The following is an 18,906-nucleotide window of genomic DNA, read 5'->3' on the forward strand; positions in this document are numbered from 1 at the left end:
CATGACTCTTCGTTTGCTTCCCGTGGCCGTCTGGCTGCTCGTCTTGTGCTCTGCTGCGCAGGCCGGTCCGCTGGCTTATGTGCCGAATGAAAAATCAGCCAGCATCAGCCTGATCGATACGGCCGATGACCAGCGTCTGCGTGATATTCCCATCGGCCAGCGACCGCGCGGTATTGCCGGCGATGCGCAGCGGCTCTACCTGACGGACGGCAAGACCGGCAGTCTGCTGATTGTCGACAAGCGTTCCGGCCAGCTGGAACGCACGGTTCGGGTCGGCGATTCGCCCGAAGGCGTCAGTCTTTCGCGTGACGGCAAGCTGCTCGCCGTGGCGGTCGAGGACGATAACAGCGTTGTTTTGCTGAGCGCACCGCAGGGCAAGGAAATGGCGCGCATCAAGGTGCACGGCAAGAATCCGGAGCATGCCGTATTCAGCCCGGATGGCCGCTGGCTCTACGTCAGTGCCGAAGAAGCGGAACAGGTCGATGTGATCGATGTCGCGGCGCGGCGTCAGGTGGCCAGCATCGCGGTTGGCAAACGGCCGCGTGGCATCACTTTTCTGCCCGATGGGCGTCGGGCCTATGTGGCCAGCGAACTGGCCGGCAAGGTTTATGCGATCGATGTCGTCGAGCAACGCGTGCTGGCTGAAATCGTCGCCGGCCAATATCCCAACGGTGTCGCGGTCCACCCCGATGGAAAGCGGATTTTCGTTTCCAATGGGCGTGATCCCAGCGTGATGGCGATCGATGTGGCGAGCCATGCGGTGGTGGCTACGGTGGAAGTCGGCAAGCGGCCGTGGAATATGGCGCTGACGCCGGACGGCAGCAAGCTGTATGTCGCCAACGGGCGGTCGAACAGCCTGTCGGTCATCGATACCGCCAGTTTCACCCGCTTGCGGGATGTCGAAGTTGGCGAATTGCCCTGGGGAGTGACCATCCAATGAGTATCCAACGTTATAGCTGGCAGGCCATGGCGCTGCATTGGGCGCAGGCGATCCTGATTGCCTGGCTGTTGTGGCTGGGCTGGACGATGACCGACCTGCCCAAGGGCGCCGAACGCAGCGCGGCGTATGGCTTGCACAAGTCGCTTGGCCTGCTGGCCTGGCAGGTGCTCGCCGTGCGTCTTTTCTGGCGCCGCCGCAATCCACCGCCGCCGGCGCTGGCTCAGGGGCGTGAAGCCTATCTGGCGACAGCGACGCACCACGCACTCTATGCCTGTCTGTTGCTTGCGCCGCTGGCCGGCTATCTGGCCTCCTCCTTCACGCCTTATGCCATCAAGTTTTTCGGCATCGAAACGCCGCGGCTGTTCTGGCAGGACGAGGTACTGAATGGCATTTTCAAGCAACTGCACCTGGTTTTCGTCTGGTCGATGGCTGGCTTGATCGCGTTGCATATTGCCGGAGCAATCAAGCATGCACTGATGCGCGACGGAACGCTGGCGCGCATGTTGCCCGAAAGACTGCTCCATAAATGAACACCTGCTCCAGCCTGGAGCGATTGTTCATTTGCCCCTGGATACTAAGTGCGCCATCAGATTTTCAGGCGCACTTGTTTTGGCGCCACACCGAAATGGCGCCGGAAGGCTGTCGAAAAGTTGGCCTGGCTGCTGTAGCCGGCAATTTCAGCGGCACGGGCAACGCTGATGCCGCTTCGCTGCAATTCGGCGGCCGCACGTTGAAGCCGACGTTGGCGCCGGTAGTCGAAGATGGTCTGGCCGAAGGCCAGGCGAAACTGTTGCTGCAGCGTGTTCGGATTGCAGCCCATTTCCAGGGCGATGGCCGCCAGATCAAGATGGTTGGCCGCTCCGCTATCGAGAAATTGCTGTAGGCGGCAGATTCTCTGGTATTCACCCGGACGTAGTCCGGCCGGAGCCTCCCGTGGCTGGCTGTCGGCCTGGGCGAGGGCTTCGGCAACCAGTTCGAGGGCACGGCTTTCCTGGTAAAGAGCGTGCATTGGGCCGGTAAATGAACTTGGTCGAACCAATTGTTCGGCAATCCCGATGGCGCGGGCCGAGGGCTGCCAATCGCGGATCGACAGATGGGGCTTGAACGGTTCCGGGTCAATCCCGGCTGAGGCAAACCAGTCGGCAGTTAGCGTGATGACTACCATGCGCTCGCGAGTGCCGGCCCGGCTGCGTCGTTCGAAATCCTCCGTTTGGCTCAATGTGACGATAGCGCCGCGCGGTGTTGCGCTGCTGCCTTGGCCGGCATCGAGCGGCAGCGGCGTGCCGCCGAAACTGACTTCGGCATTCCCCTCCAGTTTGAGCAGAACCTTGATCCCGGGCTGGAGTAATGGAAAGTGAACCGTCATGTCGTGCAGATGGGTGACATTCGTGCAATGTAGAAAAAACCCTTCGCGCAGCCGGTCCAGGGAAAAGCTGCCTTCAAGTACGGCAGCGTCGGCTGCTTGTACCTTGCTCTCCGCCTGATGGCCTCGGCCGATCCGTTGGCTCAGCGCGGCCAGATCGATCACCGAGCTTGATGGTAATGAAGCCGGCTGTTCTGGATTGAATGGAGGCGGGTAAATTTTCTTGGCGGCAAACATCTTTGTTGTTCTCGCAAACAAATGATTTGAAGGTTTTTGCGATACTAGCGCCCTTTGTTACAAATGAAAACTATTCGCAACTGACCGGTGGGTATTTATCGGCGTTTGCTTTTCAGAGGGGTTCTGCATGCAGTCAGTAGGAAATGATGTGTCGCGTATCAAGCCGGTCACTCTGGCCTTGTTGGGGATTTTTTCGCTATCGGCATTGGCGGCCGACGAGCAGACACTGGCCCCGATGGTGGTGAGTGAAAAAATGGTCCCGGAGGCAACTTCAGTGATCCTGAGCGACGCTATCGTCAAGCGGGCGGCCCGCAATTTGCGTGAAGTCCTGCAGGATGAGCCGGGTGTTACCGTGGGCGGTGGGCCGGCGATTGCCCAGAAAGTCTATGTTCGTGGTGTCGAAGACACGATGTTGAGTACAACGCTCGACGGTGCGCCACAAACCGGCCGGGCCTTCCATCACCAATCGCGATTGATGATCGATCCTGACCTGGTCAAGCAGGTTGAACTGGATCGGGGCAGCTCGGCGGCCAGTGCCGGACCGGGGGCTCTGGCCGGTTCGCTGCGCATGACGACCAAGGATGGTCGTGATCTGCTGCGCCCGGACCAGAAGCTGGGCGGCATCATCCGCGGCGGTGTTTCGTCGAACGACGGTGAACGTTTCGGTGCTTCGGTATATGGGTTGGCCGGTGACGATTTCGATTTCCTGCTTTCCGGCAATCAAAACAATACCGATGATTACAAGGATGGCAACGGCAAGACGCAGGTCAACAGCGGCTCGACACAAAAGAGTGGCTTGGCTAAATTTAACTGGCGGATGGCGCCGGGGCATAGCCTGGCGGTGGGCTACCAGGCTGTGCAAGATGAAGGTGTTCGTTTCCTGCGGCCGAACATGTGGGGGCTGGGGGCCAATAATGGTCCGGCAATGCCCCAGAAAAGCGAGCGCGATACGCTGACGGCGACCTATCGCTACGATGGCAGCGGTAGCGCACCGGCTGTCGAACTAAATGTTTTTTCGGACAAAATGACGGTCGAGCGGACGACGCCGACAACGCAAACACGCTTCAACAAACCGGCCGGTTACACCTGGGGTGAGCAGATCGATGCGCAGGGCGCCAATCTGTTGCTGACTTCGAAACTGGGTGGGGCGACCTTCCGTTACGGCTTGAATCATCACCGCTTCGAGTCGCACGCGATTAATTCCCGAGCGGTTGACAAGACCAGTACCGGCAACGAGAAAAGCGGTGTCAGCGGTTTGTTCGTCGAGGGGAACATGCCGCTTGCCGATCGGTTCATCATCGGTGCCGGCGCCCGTTACGACTGGTACAGCTATACCGATAACCACAATCAGAACTTCTCGAGCAATGGTCTGAGTCCCAGTGGCAGTCTGACCTGGCTGGCGACCGAAGCGCTCAGTTTCCGCGCTGCCGCATCGCGAACGATGCGCGGGGCTGGCTTGAAGGAAGCTTTCTTCATCGACAGTACGAACTGGAAGAACGATCCAAACCTGAAAGAAGAAAAGGCCAACAACTACGAGCTTGGTTTCAACTACGGTAGCGGCCCGTGGAGCTTGAAAGGTTCCATCTTCCGGCTGAACATCGAGGATTTCATCACGACCGGCAGCGGTACTTCGATCACCAACGTTGGCGACATGGTCTCGAAGGGTTACGAACTGGGCGGTGGCTGGCGCAGCGGTGCATTCCGCGTCGGTGCCAGTGTGGCCCATGCCAAGCCCAAGCTGAACGGTTACGACCTGAGCGAAACCAACGATGGCCTCGGCGTATCGACCGGCCGTAGCTGGAGTTTCAATGCCGGCTATGACATTGCTGCGTGGAATCTGGATATCGGCTGGACTAGCCGCCTGGTCGAGGAGCACAAATACACCGATTTGACGAAGGTCGAGAAGTCGAAGGACGGCTACGCGGTGCATGACATCTACGCCAACTGGCTGCCGCTTGGCAAGGACCGTATGCGTGTCACCTTCAGCGTGCGCAACTTGTTCGACAAGTTTTACTACGATCAGGGGACCTACGCTTACCTGAGCAACACCGGCAGCACGGTTTATTACGGCTATGCCGAACCGGGCCGCGACGTTCGCCTCGACCTGAGCTGGAAGTTCTGATCCTTTCCAATAGTGACAGCCTCCGGCTTTGCAGCCGGGGGCTTTTGCGTTTTTCGGCACGCTCAATGGGAATTTCCATGCCTTTATTTTCCGCTGACACGGCTCGTCTGTGCTTGCGTATCCTGGCCGCCGCGCTCGGTGGCTACGCCCTGTGCTGGGCGATTTTTTATCTGCTGTGTCGTTGGTTGCCGTATGAAAAAGCCACCGCCTGGTACCTGACCGGCCAACTGGCGCCGCTGCCTTTTGTCGGCGTCCTGCTCTGGGCCTTCGTCAGTCCATCGGCCTGGCGGGCGCTGGGCTGGCCGCTGCTCTGGGCTGCTGCCATTGCCTTGATCGGGCGGCTGGCATGAATGCGCTCGGCAAGGCGTTGCTCGGGCTGCATGCCTGGGGCGGCATGGTCTTTTCGTGGTTGCTGGTGCCGATCTTCGTTGCCGGCAGCCTGGCTGTCTTTGAGCCGGAAATCAGTCACTGGATGCGGCCGGAAGTGAAATTTGCCGATTTTTCACAGTCGACCGCAGCCGTTCTTGGCGAGGCCCGGCTGCGCCAGGTCGGGGCCGAGGCTGCCGTCTGGCGACTGCGCCTACCCACTGAGCGGGCGCCGAGCATTGGTATTGGCTGGGGCCAGAACCCGCGCGCCCTGCAGGAAGAAACCCTCGATGCGGTCAGCGGTCAGCCGCTGCAGGTTCGGGTAACCAAGGGCGGCCATTTCTTCACCGACCTGCACGCCGAGTTGCTACTCGAAACGCCGGGCAAGTGGATTGTCGGCGCCGTCGGTATCTTCATGCTGGCAGCGCTGGTTTCCGGCGTCCTGATCCATCACCGCATCCTGCGCGACTTCTTCACCCTGCGGCCGCGTGCCAACCGCCGCCGGGCCTGGCTCGACGTTCATAACCTGGTTGGCGTCGCGACCTTGCCCTTCCTGCTGATGATCACCTACACCGGCGTCGTCATCCTCGCCGAAGCCTTCATGCCGGCTGCCACCTACGCGCTCTACGACGGCAAGCCGCGCGCCAACCGGGCCGAGGTGCTGAAATCATTCGAGCGCCAGGCGAGCGGCGAAGCGGGCCAGTTGCTGCCGCTGGCCAAGCACCTGGCTGCCGCCGAGCGCGAACTCGGGGCGGGCACGATCAGCAACTTGCTGATCCGAAATCCCGCCGATCGTAACGGCCTGGTTCAGGCTTATCGCCACGTCAATGACCGGCTCTCGGCGGTGGCCGACCACGTCACCTTCGATGCGGTGACTGGCGAAGTCTTCGGCAAGCAGGTGGACTGGAATCCGATGGCCTACGCCTACCGGGCACAGGTCGGCCTGCATGTCGTGCATTTTGGCGGCTCGGTGCTGCGCTGGCTGTATTTTATTTCCGGCCTGCTCGGTACAGCGATGATGGCGGCCGGTACCGTGCTCTTCTTGCGCAAGTACCGCCAGCGGCATGGCGATGCACGTAGTCTGCGCTGGTTGGAAGCATTCAGTATCGCCTCGGTCAGCGGTGGTCTGCTTGCCTGCCTTGGCTATTTCTGGAGCAACCGGCTGCTGCCGGTGGTGCTCGACGGCCGGGCCGGCTATGAAGTCGTCGCTTTTTTCGCGGTCTGGGCGCTGAGTCTGGCCCACGCCGGCTGGTGCGGCCGGGTGGCGTGGCGTGAGCAGTTCATGCTGGCCGGCTTGCTTGCTGTGCTGATCCTGCCGCTCGACCAGTTCACCGGCGGTGGGCCGGATGTCATGCGCCAGGGCTTCGATCTGACTGCTGTGCTGCTCGGTGGCGTGCTGCTGCTGATCGGCTGGCGCTTTTTCGGGAGGGAGACCGGGCGATGACACTGCTCTTTGTGCTGGCTTTGTTGATGATCGTCGCTGGCATGGCCGGTCTGGCACTGGGCATGACGCGGCATTTCCAGGCGGTCTTCCGGCACTTGCCGGCGGCCGGCGTGCTGCACTGGTGGCGCGGCATAGGCGTGGGGCTACTCGGCCTGGCGCTGTTGCCCTGCGTTGCCGGTTGGGGCGTGGCGATCGGCATCGTGCTGTGGAGCGGCCTGCTGGCCGCCGGGGTGATCGCGGTGGCGCTGTATCTGGCCAAGGGCGCTGAGTAGCGATGTTGCGATTGCTATCCGCCAGTCCGGAGCCGACTGGCTAAACAGGCATCGGTGCTGTCCGCCTTGCGAGGCAATCTATTGTGCTTGTCCGGTGCTACGTTGCTGTGCAATTCGTGATGGGCAAATTACCCTGCGTTTTCAGGCAGCTTTCATCATTCTGGAGGACAGGCCGGCGTGCAAGCTGGAGGTATGGCGTTCAGCGGCCGGTAGCCTGCTTGCGCTCAAAGGCGATCGAGCGGGAAAGCCATTCGGCCCAGGCTTCCATGGCTGGCGGATAGTTGCTGTAACCCTGGCGCTCGATATCGGCATCCAGCACAGCCTGGATTTCAGCAGCCATCGAGAGGGCTGGGTAATTGGTGCGACGTTTTGCGGTTTTCATTGCGGGGCTTGTCGGTAACATTCGAAGGGCGTGAACTTTACCTGCAATGCGCCACGAACGGCTAATTTGATCGTCCAGCCATGCCGGGAAAATCGACCTTCTGCCGTCGATCGGCGGCATGGCTGGCGAGTCGGGGTGCTGTTCTCCCCGGTCTTCTTGTTTGACTTGTTCGTCTGATCCGGTCGCCGTGCTTCAGCTGAGCGACAAGACCCATTTGATCGCGGCCTTCAGATCATCGTCGCTGATCTTGTCGGCACCATGCGGCAGCATCGGGATTTCACCCCAGTTGCCGCTGCCGCCGGCCCGGACTTTGTCGAACAGCTTGGCCGGGGCGCTGCTGTCGTTACGGTATTTGGCGGCAACATCCTTGTAGGCCGGTCCGACGCGCTTGCTATCGACGGTGTGACAGGCAACGCAGCGGGCTTTCTTGACGATTTCTTCGCTGGCGCGGACCGGGTTGGTGACGCACAAGACGGCTGCAGCGATCAGGGGGAGCAGGGTAAGGCTGGTTTTGTTCATGGAAAATCCTTGGGTTAAACGAGGCCGGCGGCTTGCAACTCGGCCCATTCATCATCGGTAAACAGTCGCGAGCGAGTATGAAAGGCTTTGCCGGTGTTGCCTTCGAGCGAGAAGGTGCCGCCCTGGCCGTCGATCACATCGATGATCAGCTGCGTGTGCTTCCAGTATTCGTACTGCGATGCGCTGATGTAGAAGGGTACGTCGCCGATATTGCCGAGATGTACGTCGTAAGGGCCGATGGTCAGGTCGGTGGGCAGGTAGCAGTTGGCGGCACTGTTGTCGCAACAACCACCGGACTGGTGGAACATCAGCGCCGGGCCGTAGCTTTGTTTCAGTGTGGCGATCAGTTCGAGCGTGGCGGGTGTGGCAATGACGCGGTCGACCATGATTTCTCCTGAAAAAAGGGGGCGGTTGCCCGCCCCCGAAGAGTTGCCCGCAACTGGGCCAGGGAGGAGCTACAACGGTTAGAAGAAGCCCAGCTTGTTCTCGGAGTAGGAGACAAGCAGGTTCTTGGTTTGCTGGTAGTGGTCGAGCATGACCTTGTGGGTCTCGCGCCCGATGCCGGATTCCTTGTAGCCGCCGAAGGCGGCGTGTGCCGGGTAGGCGTGGTAGCAGTTGGTCCACACGCGGCCGGCCTGGATGGCGCGACCCATGCGGTAGGCGACATTGCCGTTGCGGCTCCAGACGCCGGCGCCGAGGCCGTAGATGGTGTCGTTGGCGATCTGCAGGGCTTCGGCTTCGTCCTTGAAGGTGGTCACGGCGAGCACCGGTCCGAAGATTTCTTCCTGGAAGATGCGCATCTTGTTGTGACCCTTGAACAGCGTCGGCTGGATGTAGTAGCCTCCTTCGATGTCGCCGCCGAGGTGAGCGCGGTCGCCGCCGATCAGCACTTCGGCACCTTCCTGCTTGCCGATGTCCAGGTAGGACATGATCTTGGTCATCTGTTCCTGCGACGCCTGGGCACCCATCATCGTGTCGGTGTCGAGCGGGCTGCCTTGCTTGATCGCAGCGACGCGCTTGAGGGCGCGTTCCATGAACTTCTCGTAGATCGATTCCTGGATCAGCGCACGGCTCGGGCAGGTGCAGACTTCGCCCTGGTTGAAGGCAAACAGCACCATGCCTTCGATCGCCTTGTCGAGGAAGGCATCATCCTTGTCCATGACGTCGGCAAAGAAGATGTTCGGCGACTTGCCACCCAGTTCCAGCGTTGCCGGAATCAGGTTGTTGGCGGCGGCCTGAGCGATGACGCGGCCGGTCGAGGTCGAGCCGGTGAAGGCAATCTTGGCGATGCGCTTGCTGGTGGCGAGCGGCATGCCGGCTTCGCGACCGAAGCCATTGACGATGTTCAGCACGCCAGCCGGCAGGATGTCGGCGATCAGTTCGGCCAGGATCAGGATGGAAATCGGGGTCGATTCGGCCGGCTTCAGCACGACGCAGTTACCGGCGCCGATGGCCGGGGCCAGTTTCCAGGCGGCCATCAGGATCGGGAAGTTCCACGGGATGATCTGGCCGACGACGCCGAGCGGCTCGTGGATGTGATAAGCCATGGTGTTTTCGTCGATTTCCGAGATGCCGCCTTCCTGCGAGCGCAGGCAGCCGGCGAAGTAACGGAAGTGGTCGACGGCGAGCGGGATGTCGGCGTTCAGCGTTTCGCGGATCGGCTTGCCGTTATCGACGGTTTCGGCATAAGCCAGCAGTTCGAGGTTGGCTTCGAGGCGGTCGGCGATCTTGAGCAGAATGTTGGAGCGTGTTGCGGCATCGGTCTTGCCCCATTTTGGGAAGGCAGCGTGAGCGGCGTCGAGCGCCAGTTCAACGTCCTCGGCCGTGGAGCGGGCAGCCTTGGTGTAAACCTTGCCATTGACCGGGGTCACGACATCAAAGTACTCACCCTTGAACGGGGCGACCCATTGGCCATTGATGAAGTTTTCGTACTTGGCCTTGTAGGCGATCTTGGCACCAGCGGCGCCGGGGGCGGCATAAAGCATGTTTGTCTCCAGTTTCTTGAATGATGTTTGCGGACGATTTATTCAAGACCGGCAGGTCGTGGCTCTCACTGGAGCATTGGTACCTGCCGTGACTCGTGCCTGAATAAGTGCATGCCGTGTGCCAGCCTTGGCCTGCGTTTGAGCTATGTTTTTTAATTCATTTAAATCAATGGATTAATTGATTTATCTGAAATTGACTGAGGCTGCTGAACAAGTCGTGAGCGATCAAATGCGCAACAGTTGTTCAAATCTGGAGCACACGGTTTGGGCAGGATTCAATTTTTCGCGGTCGACCGCTGAAAAAAAGCAAAAAGCCTGGTTTTTCCGAAAAAATGCTGCGCCGCGTCAATTTTTCGGGGAAAAAGTATGATTTGACCCTCTATGGGGCGAGTGGTAAAACAGGAAATAAATTAAAACTAAAGTCATAGCGTTCGGGGAGTTTTCCATGAAACGAAGCATTCTGAGGGTCGCTAGCCCGTTGCTGCTGGCCCTCGCTCTGCTCGGCTGTGCGCCCAGGGAGCCGATTCGCATCGGCTTGCTGGCCGGCCTGTCCGATCGGGGGTCGGATTTTGGTGAAAGCGTCCGCAATGGCGTGATCCTCGCGGTCGAACAGCAAAATCAGGCCGGCGGGATTCATGGCCGGATGATCGAGCTGGTCGTGCGCGATGACGGTCAGGATCGTGAACAGGCGATCAAGGCGGCCAACGAGTTGATCGCCCTGCGGCCGGATATCGTGATTGGCCCGGTAACCAGTTCGATGGCCGTCGTTGTCCAGCCGATGCTGAGCCAGGCCGGCCTGGTGATGATCAGCCCGACCGTTGCCTCGCCCGACTTCTATGGCAAGGACGATAATTTTTTTCGCGTGAACCGCACGACGCATGAAGCGGCGCGGCAGCACGCCGAGGTGCTTTTCGAACGCCATGTCCGGCGAGTGGCCTTGGCCTTCGATGCATCGAACGGGCCGTATTCCAATACCTGGGTCGAGGAATTTACCCGTCATTTCGAAAAACTGGGTGGCAAGGTGACGGCCAGCGCAGGGTTCGATTCCACGGCATCGCCCAGTTTTGCCGATGTACTCAAGCCCTTGCTGGCCAGCCAGCCGGGTGCCTTGCTCTTCGTCGCCAGTTCGCTCGATACCGCTCGTTTGAGCCAGCAGGCGCGGCGGCTGGCGCCGTCCTTGCCGCTCAGTTCGACCGAGTGGGCCGCATCGGCCGAACTGCTCAGCGAAATGGGTGGCGATGCGGTCGACGGCCTGCTGATCGCCCATGCCTACGATCGGGATGATCCGCGGCCCCCTTACCAATCGTTCCGCTCGGCCTTCAAGGCCCGTTTTCAGCGTGAATTCGGCTCTTTTTCCTTGCTGGCCTACGACACGGCCAATGTCGTGATCGAAGCCATGCAAAAGCGCCAGGGCAATGAAGACATCAAGACGGCCTTGCTCAAGTACGGTCCTTACCGGGGCGCTCAGCAAAGCATCGTCTTCGATGCCAACGGCGATGCTGCTCGCCAGGTGTTCTTCACCGAAATTCGCGGTGGACGCTTCGTGCAGATCAAATAATGACGTCTGCGATACAACGCGAATGGCCGCTGCGCGCCTACCTTGGCGGGCTGCTCGCCGTAACTTCGGTGCTGACTTTCCTGATCGTCGGTTCGATCTTCCTGCTCAACCGCATTCCCCAGCTTGAGTACGAGATTCGCACCCGCGCCGAGGGCGATGCTCATGAGCTGGCCTTGCGCATTGAATTGCAGATGGGCGCCCTGCAGGATCAGCTGGCCCTGATCGGCGAGGCGCTGCAGAGCGGCGGTTCAACGCGCAGCCTGGTCAATCGGGCGGTGGGCAATGGGCAGACCTTTCGCGCTCTTTACCTGCTTTCGCCGGAAGGGCGGGTGATGGCCGCCGGGCTGGCGCCGCAGTATGGCAAGTTACGTGATGAGGTGCTCGATAGCGATCTTTCTGCGGCACCGATGTTTCTCGATGTCAAAAATCGCCAGACGCCGGTGTGGAGCGATAAATACCTTTCGTCGCTGACCGGTGTCGTGACCGTCGGCCTGGCGCTGCCGCTGGAACAGGGCAAGGTGCTGCTCGCCGAGGTGCCCCTGTCGTACCTGGTCAATGTCGTCCGGCAGACGGAAGGCGGCCAGCAGCGTTCGATCTGGGTCATCGACCAGCGCGGTGAACTGCTCGCCGATACCGATAATCAGCGCCAGATCGGCAGCCTTAATCTGTATTCCTCGCCGCTGCTCAAGGCGGTGCTCGACGGCAAGCCGCTACCGACGCAATTTACCTTCGATGGGCGCGATTATTATGTCGGCGGTGCGCGCTCCAGCGCGCTTGGCTGGTCATTCATCGCCCGGCAGGCGGCCGGGCTGGATCACCCGGAAATTCGCATGACGGTGTTCATCGTCTGTGGCGGTTTTCTGGCCTCGCTGCTGATCGGCGCATTTCTCGCGGTGTACGGCGCCTCCCGCCTGTTGCGGCCGCTTACCCGGATTGTCGAACAGGCGCACCAGGTGGCGCAGGGCGAGCAGATCCTGGCCTGGCCGCGTGGCCGGATCAGTGAGTTCAACCATCTTTCGAGCGACATCGGTCACATGGCCAGCGCGATTCTGGAGCGCGAGCAAAAGGCGCAAGCCATCTTCAATGCCTCGCCGGTTCCCATGCTGTTCAGCAAGCTGGAGGGCGAACCGCGCATTGCCGATATCAATCCAGCCTGGGTCAAGCAGTTCAAGCGCCAGCGCGAGGATGTGATCGGGCGTACCGGCGGCGAAATCGGCATCTGGCATTCCGAGGCCGAGCGGCTGGCGGTCGTCGCCCAGGTGGCGCGTGGCAATGTCCTGACCGAAGCCTGGCTGTGTTGCGGCGACGGCCAGTTGCTGCTCTGCCGGATCATCGTCCAGCCGCTTGAACTGGGCGGCCAGCGCTTCCTGGTCTGGGCGCTGGAAGACATTACCGAGTTCCGCCGCATCGAACAGGAGCTGCGCGAACTGAACAGCGATCTCGAAGCGCGGGTCAGCGAACGGACAACCGCCCTGTCGATTGCCAAGGAAGCAGCCGAAGTCGCCAGCCGTGCCAAAACCGCTTTCCTGGCCAACATGAGCCACGAAATCCGCACGCCGCTCAACGCGATCAGCGGCATGGCCCACCTGATCCGCCGCGCCGGTTTGCCGCCCGAGCAGATCGGCCGGCTCGACAAGCTTGAAGCGGCTGGCCGGCACCTGATTGAAATCATCAACATGGTGCTCGATCTGTCGAAAATCGAAGCCGGCAAACTGGTCCTCGAAGAGACGGTATTCCGTCCGGCCAGCCTGTTCGAGAATGTCGCCTCGATGCTGCAGGAGCGGGCGGCTGAAAAGCAGCTGCAACTAGTCGTCCGGACGGGCAATCTGCCGGCCAGCGTGCTCGGCGACCCGACCCGCTTGCAGCAGGGCCTGCTCAACTATGCCAGCAATGCCGTCAAGTTCACCGAGCAAGGCAGCGTCAGCCTGAGCGGGGCTGTGCTGGCCGAAGAGGCGGACCATGTCGTATTGCGTTTCGAGGTTGGCGATACCGGCATCGGGATCCCACCGGAAGCGCAGGCCCGGCTATTTTCAGCCTTTGAGCAGGCCGATAATTCGACGACCCGGAAATACGGCGGCACCGGCCTGGGGCTGGCGATTACCGCCAAGATTGCCGAAGCGATGGGCGGTGAGGTCGGTGTCAGCAGTACGCCGGGGCAGGGCAGCACGTTCTGGCTGACCGTGCGTCTCAAGAAGCACCGGCTGCCGGATCAAAGCAGCCCGATGGAGCGGCCGGATGCCGGCGAACGTCTGAAAGCCGCCTTTGCCGGTCGCCGCGTCCTGCTGGCCGAAGATGAACCGGTCAATCGCGAGATTGCCCAGATCCTGCTCGATGAAGTCGGTCTGGTCATCGATAGCGCCGAAGATGGCGAGGAAGCCGTCAGGCTTGCCAGCCGGCAACATTACGACGCCGTGCTGATGGATATGCAGATGCCGCGCATGGACGGCCTTGAAGCCACCCGGCGCATCCGCCAGATGCCCGGCGGCAGGGCGCTGCCCATCGTCGCCATGACGGCCAATGCCTTCGCCGAGGACAAGGCACGCTGCCTGGCGGCGGGCATGGATTACTTCACGACCAAGCCGATCGACCCGGACGTGCTCTACACCGTCCTGCTGGCCTGCCTGTCAGAGCAAATGACGCATGACTGAGCCGGCCTCGGCCGATTGAAAAATGGCGCATCCGGACGATGCGCCATTTTGTTTTTTGCCCTGCCGGGCAGTCGACCGCAAAAGTCCGCGGTGCAGCCAGATCAAACCTTACTCGGTGTAGAAACCCACGCCGATCAGGCTGCCGTTTTCACGGCGGATGAAGGTGCGTTTCTTTTCGACCGCGTTGGTGACCGGGTTGCGCCAGACATAATCGACGGTGCCTTCGCCCGTGGTCTTGGCCTGTTCGAGCATTTCCTTGACCAGCGGGTGACCTTCGACATCGTGCAGGTCACTGGCGTTGGTCCCGGTCCATTTCGGATTCATGCCGTGCGCTTCGAACTTTCCGCTCGCCAGATTGATCGCGAAAACGTAGAGATCGTCATGCACGAACGGGCCGCGCGGGTCGTTGAAGCTGGCCAGTGACTTGGCCATGCCTTGCTTCTTGATCTGGGCGCTCGCCGCATCAAGCAGTTTTCGGGCATTTTCAGCCGTCGACCGCGGCGCGTAGTAACCGACGCCGAGAATGTATTCGCCTTCGCGGTGCAGCCAGGCCACCTTCGGCTCGACGTGGTTGCTCTGGCGGTTGAGCCAGACGTAGCGAATGCGCGCTTCCTGCTGCTTGTCGGTGACGGCAATCATCTGGCGGAACAGCGGGTTGCCGGCGGCGTCGACGCTGTCGAGCACCTTCAGGCCGATCAGGCTGTCCGGTGCGGCGCCGTTGGCGATATACGTGCCCTGGCGGTCGATCACATAGACGTAGAGGTCTTTTTTGATGAAGGGGCCCTTCTTGTTGTTGAAGGCCGCCCATGATTTTTCAGGCCCGTTGGCCTGCAGGTATTTGACAGCCTGGTCGAACAGCGCCTGTGCTTCGCGCGGGGTGGCATGCTCGGCTGCGCCGGCCAGCCCGCTGGACGCGATCATGAGTAATCCGGCCAGGCTGGATCTGAGGGTGGTTTTTTTCATGGAGTGTCTCCGGTCTTCATTGGAAAGCGGGCGGTTCAGGCGCCCAGCGCGTGGTTCATGTCCACCAGGCCGTGGCGGGCGGCCAGGTGGAGCAGTTTGAAATCGTTGTCGGCGTCGAGCTTTTGCCGGATCAGGGTCAGGTAGTTGAGCACGGTTTTCGGGCTGAGGTGCATCGAGCTGGCGATGCCGGTGGCCGATTCGCCGTGCACCAGCATGCGCAGCACTTCGAATTCGCGCGGCGTCAGATGGGCGAGGGCGCCGTCGCCGTCGATCGCTTCTTCGGCCAGCACCTGGGCAATTTCGGGTGAAAAGACGCGTTTACCGGCGGCAATGCGGCGGATGCCGTCGATCACCTCGCCCGGCTCGCAATATTTGGTCAGGTAGCCGAGGGCGCCGCTGCGCAGGGCCTGGGTGACGTGGCCGGCGCCTTCGTGCATGGAAAGGACGAGCACTTTCAGCGTTGGGCAGCGGGCCAGCATGCCGCGGATGGCTTCGATGCCGCTGCTGCCGCGCAGGCTGAGATCGACCAGCGCGACATCGGCCGTCGTGCGCAGGACGAGGGCGTTGGCCTCGTCGGCGCTGGCGGCTTCGCCGACCACCTGCAACCCCGGCTCGGCGTCGAGCAGGCGACGGTAGCCGGTTCTGACGACAGCGTGGTCATCGACAAGAATGATGCGGATCACGGTTGCTCCTCCTTGGGTTCTTCGCTTGTCAGCGGCAGGCTGGCCCGCAACTGCAGGCCATTGCCCGGCTTGCCATTCACTTCCAGCCGGCCGCCGACCATGGCCAGCCGTTCCGTCATGCCGAGCAGGCCGCCACGGTGGGCGGGAGTACTTGCCGGCAGTCCCTGTCCATCATCTTCAATCACCAACTGCAATACATCCGCCGCAACAAGCATGCTCACCCGGCAATGCCGGGCGCCGCTGTGGCGGATGACATTGGTCAGCCCTTCCTGCACGATTCGGTACAACACCAGGCTGCTTGTCTCATTGAGCGTCGGCAGTACCGGCGGCATCGCCAGCTGGAAATCGATGCACCACTCGCGCTGCTGCCAGTTGCCGACCAGTTCGCGCAGCGCGCTGGCCAGCCCGCCGCTATCCAGTCCATGTGGCCGCAACTGCCGGAGCATGCCGCGCAGTTGCTCGCCGCTGGTCTTGACGTCGCGGCGCAGCTCCTGCGCGCATTCGGCGACCCGGCCGGCGTCGAGCTGGCCGGCATGGCGTTCGAGATAGGCGGCGGTCACGCCGATGGCGGTCAGCGTTTGCCCCATCTCGTCATGCAATTCCCTTGCCAGTGTCTTGCGCTCGGCTTCCTGCACCTCGATCAACTGGCGGGCCAGCTGGCGCTGGGCGGCCCGTCCTTCGTTGAGTGCGGCGGCCAGATCGTCGATGGCGCCGGCAACGCGGCTGAACTCGCGCAGCGCGAAAGGGGGCAGGGCGGCTTCGGCTTCACCGCGGGCCAGGCGCTGCAGGCCGGCTTCCAGTTCGCGCACCGGGCTCAGGGCGCGATGCGCTGCCCACCAGGCAACGAGCAGGGTTGCTCCAGAATAGAACAACAGGGTGATGCAAAGTCGAACAGTGTCGCCCAGGCGCTCTTCGATTTCGGAAGCCGGGTTGGGCGCGATGTGCAAGGTCTGCTCGCCGAGCCGGATAGTCTGCGCCGGTTCGTGACGCGGCTCCAGGCCGAGCAGGGCGCTCAGCCCGTTGCGGCTGCCCTCGTCGGCGTCAGCTCCGGGGCCGGGCTGGATGCTCAGGTGGCGCAGTGGCGCTTCGTCCAACAGCGCCTGCAACTGGGCCTGAGTGGTCGCCGGCTGGCCGGCGGCGAGCAGCACCTTGACCAGTTGGGTCGAAGCCTTGACCTCGGCATCAAGGTCGGCGCGCAGTGAATGCAGATGGATCACGATCGCCATCAGCATCAGGCCGCCAAGCAGGGCGCCGAGATAGCCCACCAGTTTTCTCCTGAGATCCATCGTCTGTCCATTTGTCTGTAATGAGCAGGTAAGAGCAGGTTTCGTACCGAGGGGCACGCGATCGGGAATTTTTCCCGGTTTGTCGGGGAGCTTCTCCCGGGACGGCGGGCAAATCCGCTTTTTATACTCGGCTCGCCTGTCGCCATGGCCAGGCCGGCCCGCAGCATCGGGAACGTTACGATACCAATCTGGAGACTAAACAAAAAATGCAAGCAACCCGGTTCAACCCCCGCCCGACCCTCCTCGCCGCCCTCGTGGCCGCCACCCTTTGTGCCCCGGCGATGGCCGGCAGCAAGGTGAGCTGGGAGGACATCCTGAACGACGACAAGACGCCCGGCGACGTGCTCTCCTACGGCCTCGGCCTGAAGGCGCAGCGCCACAGCACGCTGAGCAAGGTCAATACGAAGAATGTCGAAGCCCTGGTCCCGGCCTGGAGCTTTTCCTTCGGCGGCGAAAAGCAGCGCGGCCAGGAAGGGCAGGCGCTGGTGCACGATGGCGTCATCTATGCCACCAGTTCCTATTCGCGGATCTTCGCGATCGATGCCAAGACCGGCAAACGCCTCTGGGAATACGAGGCCCGCCTGCCCGACGACATCCGCCCGTGCTGCGACGTGGTCAATCGCGGTCCGGCCATTTACGGCGACAAGATTTTCTTCGGCACGCTGGACGCCAGCATCGTCGCCCTCAACAAGGACACCGGCAAGGTCGTCTGGAAGAAGAAATTCGGCGACCACAAGATTGGCTACACGATGACCGGCGCGCCGTTTGTCGTGAAAGATCAGAAGAGCGGCAAGGTGCTGCTGGTGCACGGTTCGTCGGGTGACGAATTCGGGGTGGTCGGCTGGCTGTTCGCGCGCGATCCGGATACCGGCGAGGAAGTCTGGGCGCGGCCGCTGGTCGAAGGTCACATGGGCCGCCTGAACGGCAAGGACAGCGTCACCACCGGCGACGCCAAGGCGCCGAGCTGGCCGGAAGGTCCGGACGGCAAGAAGGTTGATGCCTGGAACCACGGTGGCGGTGCCCCGTGGCAGACGGCCAGCTTCGACGTCGAAACCAACACCGTGGTGATCGGGGCCGGCAACCCGGCGCCGTGGAATACCTGGAAGCGGACCAAGGAAGGCGACGATCCGCGCAACTGGGACAGCCTGTTCACCTCCGGCCAGGCCTATGTCGACGCCAATACCGGCGAACTGAAGGGCTTCTACCAGCACACGCCGAACGATGCCTGGGACTTCTCCGGTAACAACTCGGTGGTCCTTTTCGAGTACAAGGACCCGAAGAGCGGCAAGCTGGTCAAGGCCTCGGCCCACGCCGACCGCAACGGCTTCTTCTTCGTCACCGACCGCGAAAAGCTGGCGACCGGCGCCGGCTACCCGAACAAGCCGACGTCGCTGATCGGCGCCTGGCCGTTTGTCGATGGCATTACCTGGGCCTCCGGCTTCGACCTCAAGACCGGCCGGCCGATCGAGAAGGACAACCGGCCGCCGGCCCCCAAGCCGGGCGCCGAAAAGGGCGAATCGGTCTTCGTCTCGCCGCCTTTCCTCGGCGGTACCAACTGGCACCCGATGTCCTACAGCCCGAACACCGGCCTGTTCTACATTCCGGCCAACCACTGGGCGATGGACTACTGGACCGAGCACCTGACCTACAAGGCCGGCTCGGCCTACCTCGGCCAGGGTTTCCGTATCAAGAAGCTGTTTGACGACCACGTTGGCATCCTGCGCGCCATCGACCCGAAGAGCGGCAAGATCGCCTGGGAGCACAAGGAGAAATTCCCGCTCTGGGCCGGCACCCTGACCACCGCCGGCGGCCTGTTGTTCACCGGCACCTCGGACGGCTACGTCAAGGCCTTCGACGCGAAAAACGGCAAGGAACTGTGGAAATTCCAGACCGGTTCCGGCGTCGTCTCGGTGCCGATCACCTGGGAAATGGATGGCGAGCAGTACATCGGCATTCAGTCCGGCTACGGCGGCGCCGTGCCGTTGTGGGGCGGCGATCTGGCCGACCTGACCAAGCAGGTGACGCAGGGTGGCTCGATGTGGGTCTTCAAGCTGCCGAAGATGGCCAAGCGCTAAACCGTCAAGGAAAGCGTCGTGCTCGACGGATGCCGGTTCCCTGTGGCATCCGTCGCCAAGCAG

18 protein-coding genes are annotated in these 18,906 nt (G+C 61.7%); 10 read left to right on the forward strand and 8 right to left on the reverse strand.

From position 1 onward, the window contains the following. Window position 1 precedes the first annotated feature (1 nt). Both KI614_RS06085 and KI614_RS06090 read left to right on the forward strand, forming a co-directional pair. On the forward strand, window positions 2-940 hold the full coding sequence (locus KI614_RS06085) for a beta-propeller fold lactonase family protein (protein ID WP_226408596.1): 939 nt from the start codon (window positions 2-4) through the stop codon (window positions 938-940). Further along, a complete protein-coding gene (locus tag KI614_RS06090; protein ID WP_226408597.1) occupies window positions 937-1,470 on the forward strand; it encodes a cytochrome b in 534 nt (177 codons plus the stop codon). Before KI614_RS06085 ends, KI614_RS06090 begins: the two co-directional genes overlap by 4 nt. Window positions 1,471-1,526: 56 nt before the next feature. On the opposite strand, the gene KI614_RS06095 is transcribed toward KI614_RS06090, so the two are convergent. Beyond that, entirely contained in the window at window positions 1,527-2,468 is a 942-nt protein-coding gene (locus KI614_RS06095) for a helix-turn-helix transcriptional regulator (protein WP_226408598.1), read from the reverse strand. Between the two features lie 199 nt (window positions 2,469-2,667). Between KI614_RS06095 and KI614_RS06100 the strand changes: the two genes are divergently transcribed. The 4 genes from KI614_RS06100 (at window position 2,668) to KI614_RS06115 (ending at window position 6,744) form a co-directional block, all read left to right on the forward strand. Further along, on the forward strand, window positions 2,668-4,662 hold the full coding sequence (locus tag KI614_RS06100; RefSeq protein WP_226408600.1) for a TonB-dependent receptor domain-containing protein: 1,995 nt from the start codon (window positions 2,668-2,670) through the stop codon (window positions 4,660-4,662). 77 nt (window positions 4,663-4,739) lie between these two features. After that, complete coding sequence (locus KI614_RS06105) at window positions 4,740-5,012, forward strand: iron transporter (RefSeq protein ID WP_226408602.1); 273 nt, start codon at window positions 4,740-4,742, stop codon at window positions 5,010-5,012. Next, window positions 5,009-6,472 (forward strand): PepSY-associated TM helix domain-containing protein, encoded by a 1,464-nt coding sequence (locus tag KI614_RS06110; protein ID WP_226408604.1) that lies wholly within the window; start codon window positions 5,009-5,011, stop codon window positions 6,470-6,472. The genes KI614_RS06105 and KI614_RS06110 overlap by 4 nt, the downstream gene beginning before the upstream one ends. Further along, window positions 6,469-6,744: a DUF3325 domain-containing protein gene (locus tag KI614_RS06115; RefSeq protein ID WP_226408606.1), complete on the forward strand. Its 276-nt coding sequence runs from the start codon at window positions 6,469-6,471 to the stop codon at window positions 6,742-6,744. Before KI614_RS06110 ends, KI614_RS06115 begins: the two co-directional genes overlap by 4 nt. 199 nt (window positions 6,745-6,943) lie before the next feature. Here KI614_RS06115 and KI614_RS06120 read toward each other — a convergent pair whose 3' ends face one another. The 4 genes from KI614_RS06120 to KI614_RS06135 form a co-directional block, all read right to left on the reverse strand. Continuing rightward, window positions 6,944-7,126: a hypothetical protein gene (locus tag KI614_RS06120; protein ID WP_203469207.1), complete on the reverse strand. Its 183-nt coding sequence runs from the start codon at window positions 7,124-7,126 to the stop codon at window positions 6,944-6,946. Window positions 7,127-7,318: 192 nt separating this feature from the next. Next, a complete protein-coding gene (locus KI614_RS06125) occupies window positions 7,319-7,645 on the reverse strand; it encodes a c-type cytochrome (protein ID WP_226408608.1) in 327 nt (108 codons plus the stop codon). Window positions 7,646-7,659: 14 nt separating this feature from the next. Next, window positions 7,660-8,031 (reverse strand): DUF779 domain-containing protein, encoded by a 372-nt coding sequence (locus KI614_RS06130; RefSeq protein ID WP_203469209.1) that lies wholly within the window; start codon window positions 8,029-8,031, stop codon window positions 7,660-7,662. 78 nt (window positions 8,032-8,109) lie between these two features. Then, window positions 8,110-9,630, reverse strand: coding sequence for an aldehyde dehydrogenase family protein (locus KI614_RS06135; protein ID WP_226408610.1), 1,521 nt, complete (start codon window positions 9,628-9,630; stop codon window positions 8,110-8,112). A gap of 178 nt (window positions 9,631-9,808) precedes the next feature. Here KI614_RS06135 and KI614_RS06140 point away from each other — a divergent pair, with 178 nt between their 5' ends. The 3 genes from KI614_RS06140 (at window position 9,809) to KI614_RS06150 (ending at window position 13,836) form a co-directional block, all read left to right on the forward strand. Next, the gene (locus KI614_RS06140; RefSeq protein WP_226408612.1) at window positions 9,809-10,000 is read left to right on the forward strand and encodes a hypothetical protein; all 192 of its coding nucleotides are present in this window, start codon (window positions 9,809-9,811) and stop codon (window positions 9,998-10,000) included. A 75-nt stretch (window positions 10,001-10,075) separates the two neighbouring features. After that, the gene (locus KI614_RS06145) at window positions 10,076-11,188 is read left to right on the forward strand and encodes an ABC transporter substrate-binding protein (protein ID WP_226408614.1); all 1,113 of its coding nucleotides are present in this window, start codon (window positions 10,076-10,078) and stop codon (window positions 11,186-11,188) included. Continuing rightward, window positions 11,188-13,836: a response regulator gene (locus KI614_RS06150; protein ID WP_226408616.1), complete on the forward strand. Its 2,649-nt coding sequence runs from the start codon at window positions 11,188-11,190 to the stop codon at window positions 13,834-13,836. The genes KI614_RS06145 and KI614_RS06150 overlap by 1 nt, the downstream gene beginning before the upstream one ends. 108 nt (window positions 13,837-13,944) lie before the next feature. Here KI614_RS06150 and KI614_RS06155 read toward each other — a convergent pair whose 3' ends face one another. The 3 genes from KI614_RS06155 to KI614_RS06165 are packed head-to-tail and all read right to left on the reverse strand — an operon-like array spanning window position 13,945 to window position 16,768. Continuing rightward, window positions 13,945-14,799 carry a cache domain-containing protein gene (locus KI614_RS06155; RefSeq protein ID WP_226408617.1) on the reverse strand — a complete coding sequence of 285 codons (855 nt, stop codon included), beginning with the start codon at window positions 14,797-14,799 and terminating at the stop codon, window positions 13,945-13,947. 35 nt (window positions 14,800-14,834) lie between these two features. Continuing rightward, window positions 14,835-15,482: a response regulator transcription factor gene (locus tag KI614_RS06160; protein ID WP_211371120.1), complete on the reverse strand. Its 648-nt coding sequence runs from the start codon at window positions 15,480-15,482 to the stop codon at window positions 14,835-14,837. Beyond that, entirely contained in the window at window positions 15,479-16,768 is a 1,290-nt protein-coding gene (locus tag KI614_RS06165) for a sensor histidine kinase (RefSeq protein WP_226408618.1), read from the reverse strand. Before KI614_RS06165 ends, KI614_RS06160 begins: the two co-directional genes overlap by 4 nt. A gap of 206 nt (window positions 16,769-16,974) precedes the next feature. On the opposite strand from KI614_RS06165, the gene KI614_RS06170 reads away from it, so the two are divergent. Further along, window positions 16,975-18,843: a methanol/ethanol family PQQ-dependent dehydrogenase gene (locus KI614_RS06170; RefSeq protein WP_226408619.1), complete on the forward strand. Its 1,869-nt coding sequence runs from the start codon at window positions 16,975-16,977 to the stop codon at window positions 18,841-18,843. The last annotated feature ends 63 nt before the right edge of the window (window positions 18,844-18,906 follow it).

Source organism: Dechloromonas denitrificans, from assembly GCF_020510665.1.
GTDB classification, from domain to species: Bacteria; Pseudomonadota; Gammaproteobacteria; order Burkholderiales; family Rhodocyclaceae; genus Azonexus; species Azonexus denitrificans_B.